Here is a 16361-nt window from a genome sequence, read left to right as displayed (position 1 = left end):
GGGAGCTCTTCAGTGACAGCCCTCGGGCTTAGTCAGCAGCTGCGTCGGTGGCCGTGGAGGCACTGCCCTCGACTTCGGTGGCATCCGCCTGGGCTTCCATCTCGGCCGCTTCGGCTTCGGCGATGGCGCGGCGCTCGGCGTCGTCCATGGCATCCTTGGCCTTGCGTGCCTGGTGGTAAGCCAGACCCGTACCGGCCGGGATCAGGCGGCCCACGATCACGTTTTCCTTCAGGCCGCGCAGCTCGTCGCGCTTTCCCATGATGGCAGCCTCGGTGAGCACGCGGGTGGTTTCCTGGAAGGAAGCCGCCGAGATGAAGGAGTCGGTCGACAGCGAAGCCTTGGTGATACCCAAGAGCAGGTTGCTGTAGGTCGCGGGAATCTTGCCCTCGGCCTGCAGCGCCTCGTTGGTGTTGAGGATCTCGGAGCGCTCGACCTGCTCACCGGCGATGTAGTTCGACTCGCCGACGTTCTCGACCACGACGCGGCGCAGCATCTGGCGAACGATCACCTCGATGTGCTTGTCGTTGATCTTCACGCCCTGCAAGCGGTACACGTCCTGCACTTCGTCCACGATGTAGCGCGACAGTTCCTCGATGCCCAAGAGGCGCAGGATGTCCTGCGGATCGGCGGGGCCGTCCACAATCGACTCGCCCTTGTTCACCACCTGGCCTTCGTGCACCAGGATGTTCTTTTCCTTGGGCACGAGCTCTTCGAACACGTGGCCTTCAGGATCGGTGATCTGCAGGCGGACCTTGCCCTTGGTTTCCTTGCCGAACGACACGGTACCGGTCATCTCGGCCAGCGTGCCCTTGTCCTTCGGAGTGCGGGCTTCGAACAGCTCGGCCACGCGGGGCAGACCGCCGGTAATGTCGCGGGTCTTCTGGCCTTCGACCGGAATACGCGCCAGCACTTCGCCGGGGCCCACGTCCTGGCCGTCGCGCACCTGGATCAGCGCGCCGACCTGGAAGCCGATGGTCACCGAGTGGTCGGTGCCAGGGATCTTCACTTCGTTGCCCTGCGCGTCGATCAGCTTCACCTGTGGACGAACGACCTTGGCAGCGCCGCGGCGCTTCGGATCGATCACCACCAGCGTGGACAGGCCGGTCACTTCGTCGACCTGCTTGGCCACCGTGAGACCTTCTTCGACGTTCTCGAACTTGGTCTGGCCGGCGAACTCAGTGATGATGGGGCGCGTCAGCGGATCCCAGTTGGCCAGGATGGTGCCGGCCTTGATCTGCTGGTCGGCCTTGACCGTCAGCGTCGCGCCGTAAGGCACCTTGTGGCGCTCGCGCTCGCGGCCATGCTCGTCGTGGATGATGATCTCACCCGAACGTGCAATCACCACCAGCTCGCCCTTGGTGTTGCTCACGTAGCGCATCGTGGCATTGAAGCCGATCACGCCGTTGGACTTGGCTTCCACGCTCGATGCGATGGCGGCGCGCGAAGCGGCACCACCGATGTGGAACGTGCGCATGGTCAGCTGCGTGCCGGGTTCGCCGATGGACTGGGCTGCGATCACGCCCACGGCTTCGCCGAGGTTGATCAGGCCGCCACGGCCCAGGTCGCGTCCGTAGCACTTGGCGCACAGGCCATAGCGGGTCTCGCAAGTCAGCGCCGTGCGCACCTTCACTTCGTCGACGCCAGCGGCTTCGAGTTCCTCGATGAGGTCTTCCTCGAGCATGACGCCCGCCTGGACCAGCACCGCCCGGGTTTCCGGATGCAGCACGTCTTCTGCGGCCGTGCGGCCCAGGATACGGTCGCGCAGCGATTCGATCACTTCGCCGCCTTCGACGATGGCGCGCATCAGCGAACCATTGGAGGTTTCGCAATCCTCCTCGGTCACGACCAGATCCTGCGTCACGTCCACCAGGCGGCGGGTCAGGTAACCGGAGTTGGCGGTCTTGAGCGCCGTGTCGGCCAGACCCTTACGGGCACCGTGGGTGGAGATGAAGTACTCCAGCACGTTCAGGCCTTCGCGGAAGTTCGCGGTGATAGGCGTCTCGATGATCGAGCCATCAGGCTTGGCCATCAGGCCCCGCATGCCGGCCACCTGGCGGATCTGGGCGGCGGAACCGCGGGCACCGGAGTCGGCCATCATGTAGATGGAGTTGAACGACTCCTGGTCCACTTCCTTGCCGTGGCGGTCCATGACCTTCTCTTTGGAGAGCCGGGCCATCATCACCTTGGACACTTCGTCGCCGGCCTTGCCCCAGATGTCCACCACCTTGTTGTAGCGTTCGCCAGAGGTGACCAGACCGGACACGTACTGCTGTTCGATCTCCTTCACTTCCTTCTCGGAGCGCTCGATGATGCCGGCCTTCTGTGGAGGCACCAGCATGTCGTCGATGGCGATCGAGATACCGGCGCGCGTGGCCAGACGGAAGCCGTTTTGCAGCAGCTTGTCGGCGAACACGACCGTTTCCTTCAGGCCGCACTTGCGGAAGGACACGTTGATCAGGCGCGAGATTTCCTTCTTCTTGAGCGCCTTGTTCATGTTGGAGAACGGCAGGCCCTTGGGAAGGATCTCGGACAGCAGTGCGCGGCCAGCGGTGGTTTCCACGAGCGAGGTGGACGGAACGAATTCGCCCGTTTCCTTGTTCTTGGTCCACTCGGTCATGCGCACCGTGATCCTGGCGGCGAGTTCGACCTCGCCGGCGTCCAGAGCACGTTGCACTTCACCGGTGTCGGCGAACACCAGGCCTTCGCCCTTGCCGTTGATGCGGTCACGGGTGGCGTAGTACAGGCCCAGCACCACGTCCTGCGAAGGAACGATGGAGGGCTCGCCCGAGGCGGGGAACAGCACGTTGTTGGAGGCCAGCATCAGCGTGCGGGCTTCCATCTGCGCTTCCACCGACAGCGGGACGTGGACAGCCATCTGGTCACCGTCGAAGTCGGCGTTGAACGCCGCGCAGACGAGTGGGTGCAGCTGGATGGCCTTGCCTTCGATCAGGATGGGCTCGAAGGCCTGGATACCCAGACGGTGCAGCGTAGGCGCACGGTTGAGCATCACGGGGTGTTCCTTGATGACCTCTTCCAGGATGTCCCACACCACCGGCGTGCCGGATTCGACTTCCTTCTTGGCGGCCTTGATCGTCGTCGCGATGCCCATGGCTTCCAGGCGCGAGAAGATGAAGGGCTTGAACAGTTCCAGGGCCATCAGCTTGGGCAGGCCGCACTGGTGCAGCTTGAGCGTTGGGCCCACGGTGATCACGGAACGGCCCGAGTAGTCCACCCGCTTGCCCAGCAAGTTCTGGCGGAAACGGCCCGACTTGCCCTTGATCATGTCGGCCAGCGACTTCAGGGCGCGCTTGTTGGCACCCGTCATGGCCTTGCCGCGGCGGCCGTTGTCCAGCAGCGAGTCGACGGCTTCCTGCAGCATCCGCTTTTCGTTGCGGGCGATGATTTCAGGGGCCTTCAGCTCCAGCAGGCGGCGCAGGCGCGAGTTGCGGTTGATGACGCGGCGGTACAGGTCGTTCAGGTCGGAGGTCGCGAAGCGGCCGCCGTCCAGCGGCACCAGCGGACGCAGGTCCGGTGGCAGCACGGGCAGCACTTCGAGCACCATCCACTCGGGCTTGATGCCCGACTTCTTGAACGCTTCGAGCACCTTCAGGCGCTTGGCGTTCTTCTTGACCTTGACTTCGGAGCCGGTCAGGTCGCCGCGCAGGCGTTCGATCGACAGGTCGATGTCGATGGATTCCAGCAGGTCCTTGATACCTTCAGCGCCCATCTTGGCGATGAATTCGTCGCCGTATTCCTTGCGCTTGGCGTCGTAGTCGTCCTCGGACATGATGCTGAACTTCTTCAGCGGGGTCATGCCGGGGTCGGTCACCACGTAGGCTTCAAAGTACAGCACGCGTTCGATGTCGCGCAGCGTCATGTCCAGCACCAGGCCCAGGCGCGATGGCAGCGACTTCAGGAACCAGATGTGCGCGCAGGGCGCGGCCAGGTCGATGTGGCCCATGCGCTCGCGGCGCACCTTGGTCTGCGTGACTTCAACGCCGCACTTCTCGCAGATCACGCCACGGTGCTTCAGGCGCTTGTACTTGCCGCACAGGCACTCGTAATCCTTGATGGGGCCGAAGATCTTGGCGCAGAACAGGCCGTCGCGCTCGGGCTTGAACGTGCGGTAGTTGATGGTCTCGGGCTTCTTCACTTCGCCGAAAGACCACGAGCGGATCTTTTCGGGCGAAGCCATGCCGATGCGGATGGCATCGAAGTGCTCATCCGGCGTGAATTGCTTGAACAGGTCGAGTAGCGATTTCATAGTGACTCTTTCCTTTTCTGCTTAGGAGCGTTCCAGCTCGATGTCCAGGCCCAGCGAACGGATTTCCTTGACCAGCACGTTGAACGATTCCGGCATGCCGGCTTCGATGGCGTGTTCGCCCTTGACGATGGATTCGTACACCTTGGTACGGCCCACCACGTCGTCGGACTTCACGGTCAGCATTTCCTGCAGCACGTAGGCGGCGCCGTAAGCTTCCAGCGCCCACACTTCCATTTCCCCGAAACGCTGGCCGCCGAACTGCGCCTTGCCGCCCAGCGGCTGCTGCGTGACGAGCGAGTAAGGACCGGTCGAACGGGCATGCATCTTGTCGTCCACCAAGTGGTGCAGCTTCAGGTAGTGCATGTAGCCGATGGTCGTCGGACGCTCGAAACGCTCGCCGGTGCGGCCGTCGAACAGGTATGCCTGGGTGCGGGTGGGCGTGAGGCCCTTGCGCTCGGCAATGTCGTCCGGGTAGGCGATCTTCAGCATGTCCTTGATTTCTTCTTCCGAAGCACCATCGAACACCGGAGTGGCATAAGGCACGCCGCTGGTGAGGTTGGCCGCCATGTTCAGCACATCCTCATCGCTCAGTTGCGAGAGGTCTTCGGTACGGCCGCGGGAGTTGTACACCTCTTCCAGGAACTTGCGCAGCTCGGAGGCCTTGGCCTGCTGCTGCAGCATGTCGCCAATGCGCTGGCCGATGCCCTTGCCGGCCCAGCCCAGATGGACTTCGAGCACCTGCCCGATGTTCATCCGCGAGGGCACGCCCAGGGGGTTCAGCACGATGTCGGCAGGGGTGCCGTCGGCCATGTAGGGCATGTCTTCGACCGGAACGATCTTGGAGACCACACCCTTGTTGCCGTGGCGGCCGGCCATCTTGTCGCCGGGCTGCAGGCGGCGCTTGACGGCCAGGTAGACCTTGACCATCTTGAGCACGCCCGCTGGCAGCTCGTCGCCTTGCGTGAGCTTCTTGCGCTTTTCTTCAAAGGCCAGGTCGAAGCTGTGGCGCGTCTGCTCCAGAGCGTTCTTGATGGACTCGAGTTGCGTGGCGACTTCGTCTTCGGCGGGGCGGATGTCGAACCAGTGGAACTTCTCCACCGAGGCCAGGTAGGCCTTGTCGATCTTGGTGCCCTTGGCCAGCTTCTGCGGGCCGCCATTGGCCACGCGGCCGTTGAGCAGCTTTTCGATACGGTCGAAGGCGTCGGCCTCGACGATGCGCAGCTGGTCGTTCAGGTCCAGGCGGAAGCGCTTGAGTTCGTCGTCGATGATCTGCTGGGCGCGCTTGTCGCGCTGGATGCCTTCGCGGGTGAACACCTGCACGTCGATCACGGTGCCTTGCGAGCCCTGGTCCACGCGCAACGAGGTGTCCTTCACGTCGGAAGCCTTTTCGCCGAAGATGGCGCGCAGGAGCTTCTCTTCAGGCGTCAGCGTGGTCTCGCCCTTGGGCGTGACCTTGCCCACCAGCGTGTCGCCGGGCTGCACTTCGGCGCCCACGTAGATGATGCCGGACTCGTCCAGACGGTTCAGCTGCTGTTCCGACAGGTTCGGAATGTCGCGCGTGATTTCTTCGGCGCCCAGCTTCGTGTCGCGCGCCATCACCACCAGTTCCTCGATGTGGATCGAGGTGTAGCGGTCTTCGGCCACCACGCGCTCGGAGATCAGGATCGAGTCTTCGAAGTTGTAGCCATTCCAGGGCATGAAGGCGATCAGCATGTTCTGGCCGATGGCGATCTCGCCGAAGTCCGTCGATGCGCCGTCGGCGATCACGTCACCCTTGACCAGCTTGTCACCCTTCTGGACGATGGGGCGCTGGTGAATGTTGGTGTTCTGGTTGGAACGCTGGTACTTGATGAGGTTGTAGATGTCCACGCCCACTTCACCGGCCACGGCCTCGTCGTCGTTCACGCGCACCACGATGCGGGTGGCATCGACATAGTCGACGATACCGCCACGGGTCGCGGTGACCACGGTGCCCGAGTCCACGGCGGCCACACGCTCGATGCCCGTGCCCACCAGGGGCTTCTCGGGACGCAGCACGGGCACGGCCTGGCGCGACATGTTGGCGCCCATCAATGCGCGGTTCGCATCGTCATGCTCCAGGAATGGAACCAGCGAGGCGGCCACCGACACGATCTGCGCGGGCGACACGTCCATGTACTGCACACGGTCTGCACCGCACAGGATGGATTCACCCTTTTCGCGGGCAGAGACCAGTTCGCCCGTCAAGCGGCCGTCCTTGTCGAGCACGGCGTTGGCCTGCGCGATCACGTACTTGCCTTCCTCGATGGCCGACAGGTAGTCGATCTCGTTCGTGACCTTGCCTTCCACCACGCGGCGGTACGGGGTTTCGATGAAACCGTATTCGTTCAGGCGTGCGTACAGGGCCAGCGAGTTGATCAGGCCGATGTTTGGGCCTTCAGGCGTTTCGATAGGGCAGACGCGGCCGTAATGGGTCACGTGCACGTCGCGCACTTCGAAGCCTGCGCGTTCGCGGGTCAGACCGCCCGGGCCCAGTGCGGAAACACGGCGCTTGTGCGTGATTTCAGCCAGGGGGTTGGTCTGGTCCATGAACTGCGACAGCTGCGAGGCGCCGAAGAATTCCTTCAGGGCCGCCGAGATCGGCTTGCTGTTGATCAGGTCGTGGGGCATCAGCGGCTCTTGCTCGGCCTGGCCCAGACGCTCCTTCACAGCCTTCTCGATACGTGCCAGGCCGGTGCGGTACTGGTTCTCGGCCAGTTCGCCCACGCAGCGCACGCGGCGGTTGCCCAGGTGATCGATGTCATCGACTTCGCCGTTGCCGTTGCGCAGGTCCACCAGGATCTTGACCACGGCCAGGATGTCCTCGTTGGACAACACCATGGGGCCGGTGGATTCGTCGCGGCCGATCTTGGCGTTGAACTTCATGCGGCCCACGCGCGACAGGTCGTAGGTGTCGGGGTTGTAGAACAGGCGCTGGAACAGGGCCTGCACGGCGTCTTCCGTGGGCGGCTCGCCGGGGCGCATCATGCGGTAGATGGCGACGCGGGCTGCGAACTCGTCCACCGTTTCGTCGATGCGCAGGGTCTGCGACATGTACGCGCCCTGGTCGAGTTCATTGGTGTAGATGCACTGCACGTCCTGCACGCCGGCACTGCGCAGCTTCTTGAGCAGTGCCTCGGTCAGTTCGTCATTGGCCTTGGCGATGATCTCACCGGTGTCCGCATCCACGATGTTGCGGGCCACCACGCGGCCGATCAGGAAGTCTTCGGGCACGCTGATGTGCGTGGTGCCGGACTGCTCCAGTTCGCGGGTGTGGCGCGCGGTCACGCGCTTGTCCTTGGCCACGACGACCTTGCCGGACTTGTCGGTGATGTCGAAGCGCGCCACTTCGCCGCGCAGGCGCTCGGAGACGAACTCCATCTGCGCGCCGCTGTCCATCAGGCGGAAATTGTCGTTGACGAAGAAGTTCGCCAGGATGGATTCCGGGTTCAGGCCGATGGCCTTGAGCAGGATCGTGACCGGCATCTTGCGGCGGCGGTCCACGCGGAAATACAGGATGTCCTTCGGGTCGAACTCGAAGTCGAGCCAGGAACCGCGGTAGGGAATGATGCGCGCCGAGAACAGCAGCTTGCCCGAGCTGTGCGTTTTGCCCTTGTCGTGCTCGAAGAACACGCCGGGCGAGCGGTGCAGCTGGGACACGATCACGCGCTCGGTGCCGTTGATGATGAACGAGCCCTTGTCGGTCATGAGCGGCACTTCGCCCATGTAGACCTCTTGCTCCTTCACTTCCTTGACCACCTTGGACTGCGACGTCGAGGACTCGCGGTCATAGATGATCAGCTGCACCTTGGCCCGCACGGCCGACGCGAACGTCAGGCCACGCGTCTGGCACTCGCGCACGTCGAAGGCGGGCTTGGCCAGGTTGTACTCGATGAATTTCATCTCCACGAAACCGTTGTGGGAGACGATAGGAAAGGCAGCGTCGAATGCAGCCTGAAGGCCTTCGATGGTTCTTTTCTGGGGTGCTTTATCAGCCTGCAGGAAAGCGGTGTATGCGTCCTTCTGCATCTGCAGCAGATAAGGAACTTCGAGCACGCTATCGCGGGTGCCGAAGCTTTTGCGAATTCGCTTGCGTTCGGTGTAGGAATAGGCCATGAGATCTCCGGGCAAAGACATGAGTCCTGGGTCTTCGACGACTGACCCGCAAGGAGAGGTGTCCTTGCGGGCTTGGCGGTTGGCCACTACCAACCATGGCGGACGGTGATGCATTGCACATCACCCGAACCAAGGCGTCTTCTGCTGTCGGGGTTGTCAGAAGACACTCGAAAGACTCGTGGAAAACGAGGCTTGCGGGTGCGCTCTGAAAGCACCAAAGGCTGGAGGCCCTTTGAGGAGCACTCCAGCCCTTGAACGAGACCGAATTACTTGAGTTCGGCCTTGGCGCCGGCTTCCACCAGCTTCTTGACGGCAGCTTCGGCGTCGGCCTTGGCAATGCCTTCCTTGACGTTCTTGGGAGCGCCGTCCACCAGGTCCTTGGCTTCCTTGAGGCCCAGGCCGGTGATTTCGCGCACTGCCTTGATGACGGACACCTTGTTGGCGCCGGCTTCCGTCAGCACCACGTTGAATTCCGTCTTTTCTTCAGCAGCAGCAGCGCCAGCACCGCCACCAGCGGCAGCAGGAGCAGCCATGGCTGCAGCGCTCACGCCAAACTTCTCTTCAATGGCCTTCACCAGGTCATTGAGTTCCAGGACCGTCATGCTGTCCAGCGCGGTCAAGAATGCGTCTTTATCGAATGCCATTTTGATTTCCTAACAATTGTGTTGGTTGACTGCCCGGCTATCAAGCCGCGGCAGGTTCGGCGGCCGGTGCGGCTGCGCCTTCGCCTTTTTTCGCCGCCAGTGCGCCCAGCACAACGGCCGTACGCGACATGGGGGACATAAGCAAGCCACAAATCTGAGCCAGCAGCACTTCCTTGGAAGGAATGTTGGCCAGTTGCTTAACGCCGTTGACATCCAGGGCCTTGCCACCGAAAGCGCCACCACGAATCACCAGCTTGTCGTTGGTTTTCGCGAAATCGGCCACCACCTTGGCGGCGGCCACAGCGTCTTCGGAGAAGCCATAGATCAGCGGACCGGTCATCTGGTCAGCCACCACGTCAAACGCGCTGCCAGCTACAGCACGGCGAGCCAGGGTGTTCTTCAGAACACTCAGGTTCACGCCCTTGCTGCGAGCTTCCACACGCAGTTTGGTCATGTCGGCGACCGTGATGCCGCGGTACTCCGCGATCACAAGCGTTTGAGCTTTAGCGGCGAGGCTGGTCACTTCACTGATGACCGCTTCTTTCTCACTGCGATTAAGACTCAAGGTCTACTCCTTAAATTGCACATTCAGGCTTGCACCCTCCTGCGCGCTCTTGTTGCAGCGACCAACTGTTTCGGAACGGATTCCATCTGCAGCGGGATCGCCATCTGCGTTGGCCCCAGGGGGATTAAGTGCGAACTTGCACACCAACGGTCTTGGATGGCCTGAAGGCAGCTTGAATGCCAGCTTCAGCCCACCACATCGGACCCTTTGACAGGTCCGAAGATTTCTTTTCGCAATTACGCTGCGATGGATTGCGTATCCACGCGGACGCCCAGACCCATCGTGGAAGACACGGCGACCTTGCGCAGGTACAGACCCTTGCTCGAAGCAGGCTTGGCCTTGTTCAGTGCATCGATCAGGGCAGCCAGATTGCCTTGCAGCTTCTCGTTGTCGAACGAACGGCGGCCAATCGTGCTGTGCACGATACCGGCCTTGTCCACGCGGAACTGCACTTGACCAGCCTTGGCGTTCTTCACGGCCGTGGCAACGTCAGGCGTCACTGTGCCCACCTTGGGGTTGGGCATCAGGCCACGCGGGCCCAGGATCTGGCCCAGCGTACCCACGACGCGCATCGCGTCAGGGGCAGCAATCACCACGTCGAAAGGCATGTCGCCAGCCTTGACCATGGCGGCCAGGTCGTCCATGCCGACGATGTCGGCACCCGCGGCCTTGGCTTCTTCAGCCTTGGCACCCTGGGCGAACACGGCGACGCGCGTCGTCTTGCCGGTACCGTTGGGCAGCACCACGGCGCCACGCACCACTTGGTCGGACTTCTTGGCATCAATGCCGAGCTGCACGGCCACGTCGATGGATTCATCGAACTTGGCGGTGGCGGCTTCCTTCACCAGGGCCACTGCATCCGCGAAGGCGTACAGCTTGGTGCTGTCAACCTTGCCCTGCAGGGCTTTTTGCTTTTTCGTCAACTTGGCCATTTACAAACCCTCCACCGTCACGCCCATCGAGCGTGCGGAACCAGCCAGCGTACGGACAGCTGCGTCAACATTCGCGGCATTCATGTCCTTCATCTTGGTCTTGGCGATTTCTTCGAGCTGTTCGCGCGTGATCTTGCCGACCTTGATCTTCAGCGCATTGGCCGAACCCTTTTCGAGCTTGATGGCCTTCTTGATCAGAGTCGTCGCAGGCGGCGTCTTGATGATGAAGGTAAAGCTCTTGTCTGCGAAAGCCGTGATGACCACGGGCAATGGCAGGCCTGGCTCCACACCTTGGGTCTGCGCATTGAATGCCTTGCAGAACTCCATGATGTTGAGGCCACGCTGACCCAGTGCCGGGCCGATGGGTGGGGATGGATTGGCCTTACCAGCTGGGACTTGCAGCTTGATAAAACCGACGATTTTTTTCGCCATGTTTTACTCCTTACGGGTCATAACGCCTGCGCTGCACCACGCAGCAACCGGCTCCCCGGGGTTAACGACTCGCTATCACGATGTTCGCACCGAGCCGAAAAGCGCGACATCCAATTGCTTGCCCTGGCGTGCCAGGGCGATCAGGGTTTTTATCGAAGACGTTCTTATGTCTTTTCGACCTGACCGAATTCCAGCTCGACCGGCGTGGAGCGGCCGAAGATCATCACGGAGACGCGCACGCGGCTCTTTTCGTAATTGACCTCTTCGACGGAGCCATTGAAATCCGTGAACGGACCTTCCTTGACGCGAACCAGCTCGCCCACCATGAATTCGATCTTGTGGCGCGGCTTGTCCGTGCCTTCCTGCATCTGGCTGACGATCTTCTGGACTTCCTCTTCGGAAATAGGGGCGGGGCGGTTCTTGGCCCCCCCCACGAAACCGGTCACCTTGTTGGTGTGCTTCACCAAGTGCCAGGTATCGTCGTCCATCACCATCTCGACGAATACATAGCCAGGGAACAAGCGACGCTCCGTCGTCTTGCGCTGGCCGTTTTTCATCTCCACCACTTCTTCGGTCGGCACCAGAATGCGACCGAACTTGTCTTGCATGCCCGAGCGACCAATGCGCTCCTGGATATTGCGCTCCACCGCCTTTTCCATGCCCGAATAGGCATGGACGATGTACCAACGCAGATCCGGATTTGCCGAAGCAGAAGCGCCTGCAGGAGCTTCTGCTCCAGTGATTTCCGCAGCGGTCGTCATGACTTTCTCCAACCCAAAACCAAGTCGTACAAGACCCATTCCAGCGTCTTGTCCGTGAACCACAGGAAAAGCGCCATGATCACCACGAAGGCAAACACATACGCCGTCATCTGCAAGGTTTCCTTGCGGGTAGGCCAGACGACCTTTTTCACCTCGCGCCATGCATCCTTTGCGAAGGCAACGAACTGACGGCCAGACTCCGACACCAGGAACACGCCCGCAGCCGCCACCAGACCGACGATCAGCGCAGCCCATTGGACGAGAGCGCCCTGCTTGCTCAGCAAATAAAAGCCCGCAACCGAGGCGATGACCAAAGCCACCACCGCTGCGAGCTTGGCCTTGTCTGCGCCTGTATTGACAGTTTCAACCTGTGAAGTGGCCATCTTTGAGTATTTCCTGCTTCCGATTCACGGCATCACTTAAGACACCGAAGCCCGCCAGGGCCTGGCGGGCTTGTTTTGGGCCACATTCAAGTGGCAGGGGCAGTAGGAATCGAACCTACAACCTTCGGTTTTGGAGACCGACGCTCTGCCAATTGAGCTATACCCCTGTATACCTTTGCCAGTTAAGCAATGATCTTGGCCACGACGCCAGCGCCGACCGTACGGCCGCCTTCGCGGATGGCGAAGCGCAGGCCTTCTTCCATGGCGATGGGGTTGATCAGCTTGACGGTGATCGACACGTTGTCGCCAGGCATGACCATTTCCTTGTCGGCCGGCAGCTCGATGGCGCCGGTCACGTCGGTCGTGCGGAAGTAGAACTGTGGGCGGTAGTTGTTGAAGAACGGGGTGTGGCGGCCGCCTTCGTCCTTGCTCAGCACATACACTTCAGCGGTGAAGTGGGTGTGGGGCTTGATCGAGCCGGGCTTGCACAGCACTTGGCCGCGCTCCACGTCTTCGCGCTTGGTGCCGCGCAGCAGCAGGCCGACGTTGTCGCCAGCTTGACCTTGGTCCAGCAGCTTGCGGAACATTTCCACGCCGGTGCAGATGGTCTTTTGCGTGTCGCGGATACCGACGATTTCGATTTCTTCGCCGACCTTGATGATGCCGCGCTCGACGCGACCGGTCACCACGGTGCCGCGGCCGGAGATGGAGAACACGTCTTCCACGGGCATCAGGAAGGCACCGTCCACAGCGCGCTCTGGCGTGGGGATGTAGGTGTCCAGCGCTTCGGCCAGCTTCATGATGGCTTCTTCACCCAGCTTGCCCTTGTCGCCTTCCAGGGCGAGCTTGGCCGAGCCACGGATGATGGGGGTGTCGTCGCCTGGGAAGTCGTACTTGTCCAGGAGTTCGCGCACTTCCATTTCGACGAGTTCCAGCAGTTCTTCGTCGTCCACCATGTCGCACTTGTTCAGGAACACGATGATGTAAGGCACGCCCACCTGGCGGGCCAGCAGGATGTGTTCGCGGGTCTGGGGCATGGGGCCGTCAGCAGCCGAGCACACCAGGATGGCGCCGTCCATCTGGGCAGCGCCGGTGATCATGTTCTTCACATAGTCGGCGTGGCCGGGGCAGTCCACGTGGGCGTAGTGGCGGTTGGCCGTTTCGTATTCCACGTGCGCGGTGTTGATCGTGATGCCGCGGGCCTTTTCTTCGGGCGCCGCATCGATCTGGTCGTATGCCTTGGCTTCGCCGCCGAACTTGGCGGACAGCACGGTGGCGATGGCCGCCGTCAGCGTCGTCTTGCCATGGTCCACGTGGCCGATCGTGCCCACGTTGACGTGAGGCTTGGTGCGCTCGAACTTTCCTTTTGCCATTTTTCCGACTCCGAAAAAAATCTATACCAATACGACAGGATCTCGGCGCAACCAGAATCGGACGCACCTGAAAGTGGTGCCCATGGCGGGAATCGGACCCGCGACCTCTCCCTTACCAAGGGAGTGCTCTACCACTGAGCCACATGGGCAACTTGATGCCGCTCGCACAACATCAAAATCTCTAACTCAACAAACCAGCACAAGCGAGCAATGGAGCGGGAGACGGGAATCGAACCCGCGTCATTAGCTTGGAAGGCTAGGGTTCTACCATTGAACTACTCCCGCATCGGCCAACAGCCTCTGCGCGCCCAGCCTTGCAACCAAGCAAAACCGGACATCACTCTCAACACTACTCTCTCACTGGTGGAGGGGACTGGATTCGAACCAGTGTAGGCGTAAGCCAACAGATTTACAGTCTGCCCCCTTTAGCCACTCGGGCACCCCTCCGGAGAATTTCGAATTATAGCACTAGTTTTTTGCAACACGGGGAAATTAGCAGCCCCGCAGGATCACCCGAAGAGACACATTCCCTGGATTGCACGCGTCATTGGTGCGGCTGGCGGGGATCGAACCCACGACCCTTGGCTTCGGAGGCCAATACTCTATCCACTGAGCTACAGCCGCACGACCGAACTGGCACAGCCTCGGATTATCGCATGCAACCGCCGCCAGCAAACGCACACAACCCCGATGCACCACGACCAACACGAGCACCCACAGACGCACTAGGGCGCAACACGGCAATCCTGGGCATCAACAACCCCTGGCAATGCCAGGCCCAACCCCACAAGAAAGGCATCGGTACTCACCCCGCCGACACCCACCAGATCAAAGCCGCCCTCCCCCAGGATCCAGTTGCGGATGAGCCCATCGAACAAGGCATGCAAGCCCACGGCCGCCTCCACGGGCGTCATTGGCAAGACGACCCCTTGCAACTGCGCAGCCAGCTCGAAGTCGCGCGCCAACTGGCGGGTGAAACCATCCGACGCAGCCACGTGACGATCACGCACCCCCACGAGCTCGCTCACATATTCCACCTTGTAGAGCGCAATCTCGAAAACCCGGCGCGTCCGCTCGTCAGAGGCCACGCTGCGCAGCACAAGCGCCATCACCGCACGCAGCCGCTGCACCGGATCCGGACAGGTGCTGCACTCGAATTCCCCATAGCCCTGCTCGAGCGGAAGGGTCACCCGGTCCATCATGGCACTGAAGAGGTCCACCTTGTCCTTGAAATGCCAGTAGATCGCCCCCCGCGTCGCCCCCGCAGCCTGCGCGATATCGCTCAGGGAAGCACGCGAAACCCCCTTCTCCCGGAAGACCTGCTCCGCGGCATCTATCAGGCTGTTGCGCGTGGCAATTGCATCCTCTTTGGTTCGACGCGCCATGGGGTGTATGTCTCCTCGTTCTCAATGCCTAGTCACCGGCCGGATGCACCAAGACATCCGGCGGTCACAATTATACATTCATGTTTGTATGTATAATCGCGCACTTATTTTGTCGGGCTCTCATCTTGGGGCGCTTCCAGCCAGCGGCCCTTTCCCCTACAACCCAATTCCTTGACGCCAATCAAAAGGACTCCCATGCCCACACCGCGTGACGCATCTGCCATTCCCTCCTTTCGCGCCTCTACAACCCACAAGGCCATCTCCCTGGTCGCAGCCACCGCAGCGGCGGTGCTGCTGGCTGCCTGCGGCAAAAGCGACGGCCAAGCCCCAGCCGGCGGGCAGCAGATGCCCCCCGTCGAGGTTGGGGTTGTCACCGCAACGCCCGGCGATGTGGGGCTGATCACCGAATTGCCGGGCCGCGTGGAAGCTTCCCGCGTCGCCCAGGTGCGCGCCCGGGCTGCGGGCATCCTGCAGCAGCGCCTTTTCAAGGAGGGCAGCGACGTGAAGGCAGGCCAGCCACTCTTTCGCATTGACGCTGCCCCGTACGCGGCAGCGTCGGAAAGCGCCCGCGCCAGCCTCGCCAAGGCCCAGGCCAACCTCGCGCAGGCCAGCGCCCAGGTGGAACGCTACCGCCCGCTCGTGAGCGCCAATGCCATCAGCAAGCAGGACTTCGTCAATGCGGAAGCCGCCGAAAAGCAGGCCCAGGCAGACGTGGCCGCCGCCAGGGCGTCGGTGCGCACCGCCGACATCAACCTTGGCTATGCCAGCGTGACATCCCCCATATCGGGCCGCATCGGGCGGGCGCTGGTCACGGAAGGTGCATTGGTCGGGCAGGGAGAAGCCACTGCCCTGGCCGTCGTGCAGCAGATCGACCCGGTGTACGTGAACTTCACCCAATCGGCCAGCGATGTCTTCCAGCTGCGCCGTGCCATGGAAAGCGGCCAGTTCAAGCGCGCCGGCGGCACCGAGGCAGCCAGCGTCAAGCTCGTCCTGGGCGACGGATCGGAATACGCCCAGACCGGCAAGCTGCTGTTCACCGACCTGTCGGTGGATGCCACCACGGGACAGGTCACGCTGCGCGCGGAAGTTCCCAACCCCAAGGGGGAGCTGCTGCCCGGCCTGTACCTGCGCGTGCGCATCGAACAGGCCCAGGCCAGCAATGCCATCACCCTGCCCCAGCAGGCTGTCACGCGCACCCAGCAGGGTGACACGGTCAGCGTGGTGGGCGAGGACGGCAAAGTGTCCCAGCGCCCCATCAAGGTCAGCGCGGCCCAGAACAACCGCTGGGTGGTTCTCGACGGGCTGAAGGCTGGCGAGAAGGTCATGGTGGACGGCTTCCAGAAGCTGCAGATGCTGCCGCCCGGCACGCCGGTGAAGCCGGTTCCATGGCAGGCGCCGGGAGCGCCATCCGCGGCGCCCCCGTCGCCGGCCGCCGCAGCAGCACCTGCGGCACCCGCCGCTTCTGCCGCGTCTTCGTCGAAGCCATAA

At 62.0% G+C, this 16361-nt stretch carries 11 protein-coding genes and 5 tRNA genes; 1 reads left to right on the top strand and 15 read right to left on the bottom strand.

All coding sequences use genetic code 11. The features are described from left to right. Window positions 1-28: 28 nt before the first annotated feature. The 15 genes from rpoC to AC1RCS_RS01595 form a co-directional block, all read right to left on the bottom strand. The gene (gene rpoC, locus AC1RCS_RS01665) at window positions 29-4264 is read right to left on the bottom strand and encodes a DNA-directed RNA polymerase subunit beta' (RefSeq protein WP_218297385.1); all 4236 of its coding nucleotides are present in this window, start codon (window positions 4262-4264) and stop codon (window positions 29-31) included. A 21-nt stretch (window positions 4265-4285) separates the two neighbouring features. Further along, entirely contained in the window at window positions 4286-8398 is a 4113-nt protein-coding gene (rpoB, locus tag AC1RCS_RS01660) for a DNA-directed RNA polymerase subunit beta (RefSeq protein ID WP_218297386.1), read from the bottom strand. 266 nt (window positions 8399-8664) lie between these two features. Further along, window positions 8665-9042, bottom strand: coding sequence for a 50S ribosomal protein L7/L12 (gene rplL / locus AC1RCS_RS01655; RefSeq protein WP_008907085.1), 378 nt, complete (start codon window positions 9040-9042; stop codon window positions 8665-8667). Window positions 9043-9082: 40 nt separating this feature from the next. Then, a complete protein-coding gene (rplJ, locus tag AC1RCS_RS01650) occupies window positions 9083-9607 on the bottom strand; it encodes a 50S ribosomal protein L10 (RefSeq protein ID WP_218297387.1) in 525 nt (174 codons plus the stop codon). A gap of 236 nt (window positions 9608-9843) precedes the next feature. Next, window positions 9844-10539 (bottom strand): 50S ribosomal protein L1, encoded by a 696-nt coding sequence (gene rplA / locus AC1RCS_RS01645; RefSeq protein WP_218297388.1) that lies wholly within the window; start codon window positions 10537-10539, stop codon window positions 9844-9846. Then, complete coding sequence (gene rplK / locus AC1RCS_RS01640; RefSeq protein WP_063459212.1) at window positions 10540-10971, bottom strand: 50S ribosomal protein L11; 432 nt, start codon at window positions 10969-10971, stop codon at window positions 10540-10542. Window positions 10972-11135: 164 nt separating this feature from the next. Next, window positions 11136-11732 carry a transcription termination/antitermination protein NusG gene (nusG, locus tag AC1RCS_RS01635; RefSeq protein WP_082437456.1) on the bottom strand — a complete coding sequence of 199 codons (597 nt, stop codon included), beginning with the start codon at window positions 11730-11732 and terminating at the stop codon, window positions 11136-11138. Next, the gene (gene secE, locus AC1RCS_RS01630) at window positions 11729-12115 is read right to left on the bottom strand and encodes a preprotein translocase subunit SecE (protein WP_218297389.1); all 387 of its coding nucleotides are present in this window, start codon (window positions 12113-12115) and stop codon (window positions 11729-11731) included. The genes nusG and secE overlap by 4 nt, the downstream gene beginning before the upstream one ends. Window positions 12116-12206: 91 nt before the next feature. Then, window positions 12207-12282 (bottom strand) — tRNA-Trp (locus tag AC1RCS_RS01625). Window positions 12283-12297: 15 nt separating this feature from the next. Beyond that, window positions 12298-13488, bottom strand: coding sequence for an elongation factor Tu (gene tuf / locus AC1RCS_RS01620; RefSeq protein WP_056642984.1), 1191 nt, complete (start codon window positions 13486-13488; stop codon window positions 12298-12300). A 74-nt stretch (window positions 13489-13562) separates the two neighbouring features. After that, window positions 13563-13637, bottom strand: a tRNA-Thr gene (locus AC1RCS_RS01615). A gap of 62 nt (window positions 13638-13699) precedes the next feature. Next, window positions 13700-13773 (bottom strand) — tRNA-Gly (locus AC1RCS_RS01610). Between the two features lie 76 nt (window positions 13774-13849). Then, a tRNA-Tyr gene (locus tag AC1RCS_RS01605) sits at window positions 13850-13935 on the bottom strand. A gap of 101 nt (window positions 13936-14036) precedes the next feature. After that, window positions 14037-14112: transfer RNA gene (locus tag AC1RCS_RS01600), tRNA-Arg, on the bottom strand. Between the two features lie 101 nt (window positions 14113-14213). Next, window positions 14214-14873: a TetR family transcriptional regulator gene (locus tag AC1RCS_RS01595; RefSeq protein ID WP_492245741.1), complete on the bottom strand. Its 660-nt coding sequence runs from the start codon at window positions 14871-14873 to the stop codon at window positions 14214-14216. A 195-nt stretch (window positions 14874-15068) separates the two neighbouring features. Between AC1RCS_RS01595 and AC1RCS_RS01590 the strand changes: the two genes are divergently transcribed. After that, window positions 15069-16361 (top strand): efflux RND transporter periplasmic adaptor subunit, encoded by a 1293-nt coding sequence (locus AC1RCS_RS01590; protein WP_492245742.1) that lies wholly within the window; start codon window positions 15069-15071, stop codon window positions 16359-16361.

Source organism: Acidovorax sp. GW823-FHT01C06 (genome assembly GCF_058798375.1).
This window is presented reverse-complemented; position numbering and strand designations above follow the sequence as displayed.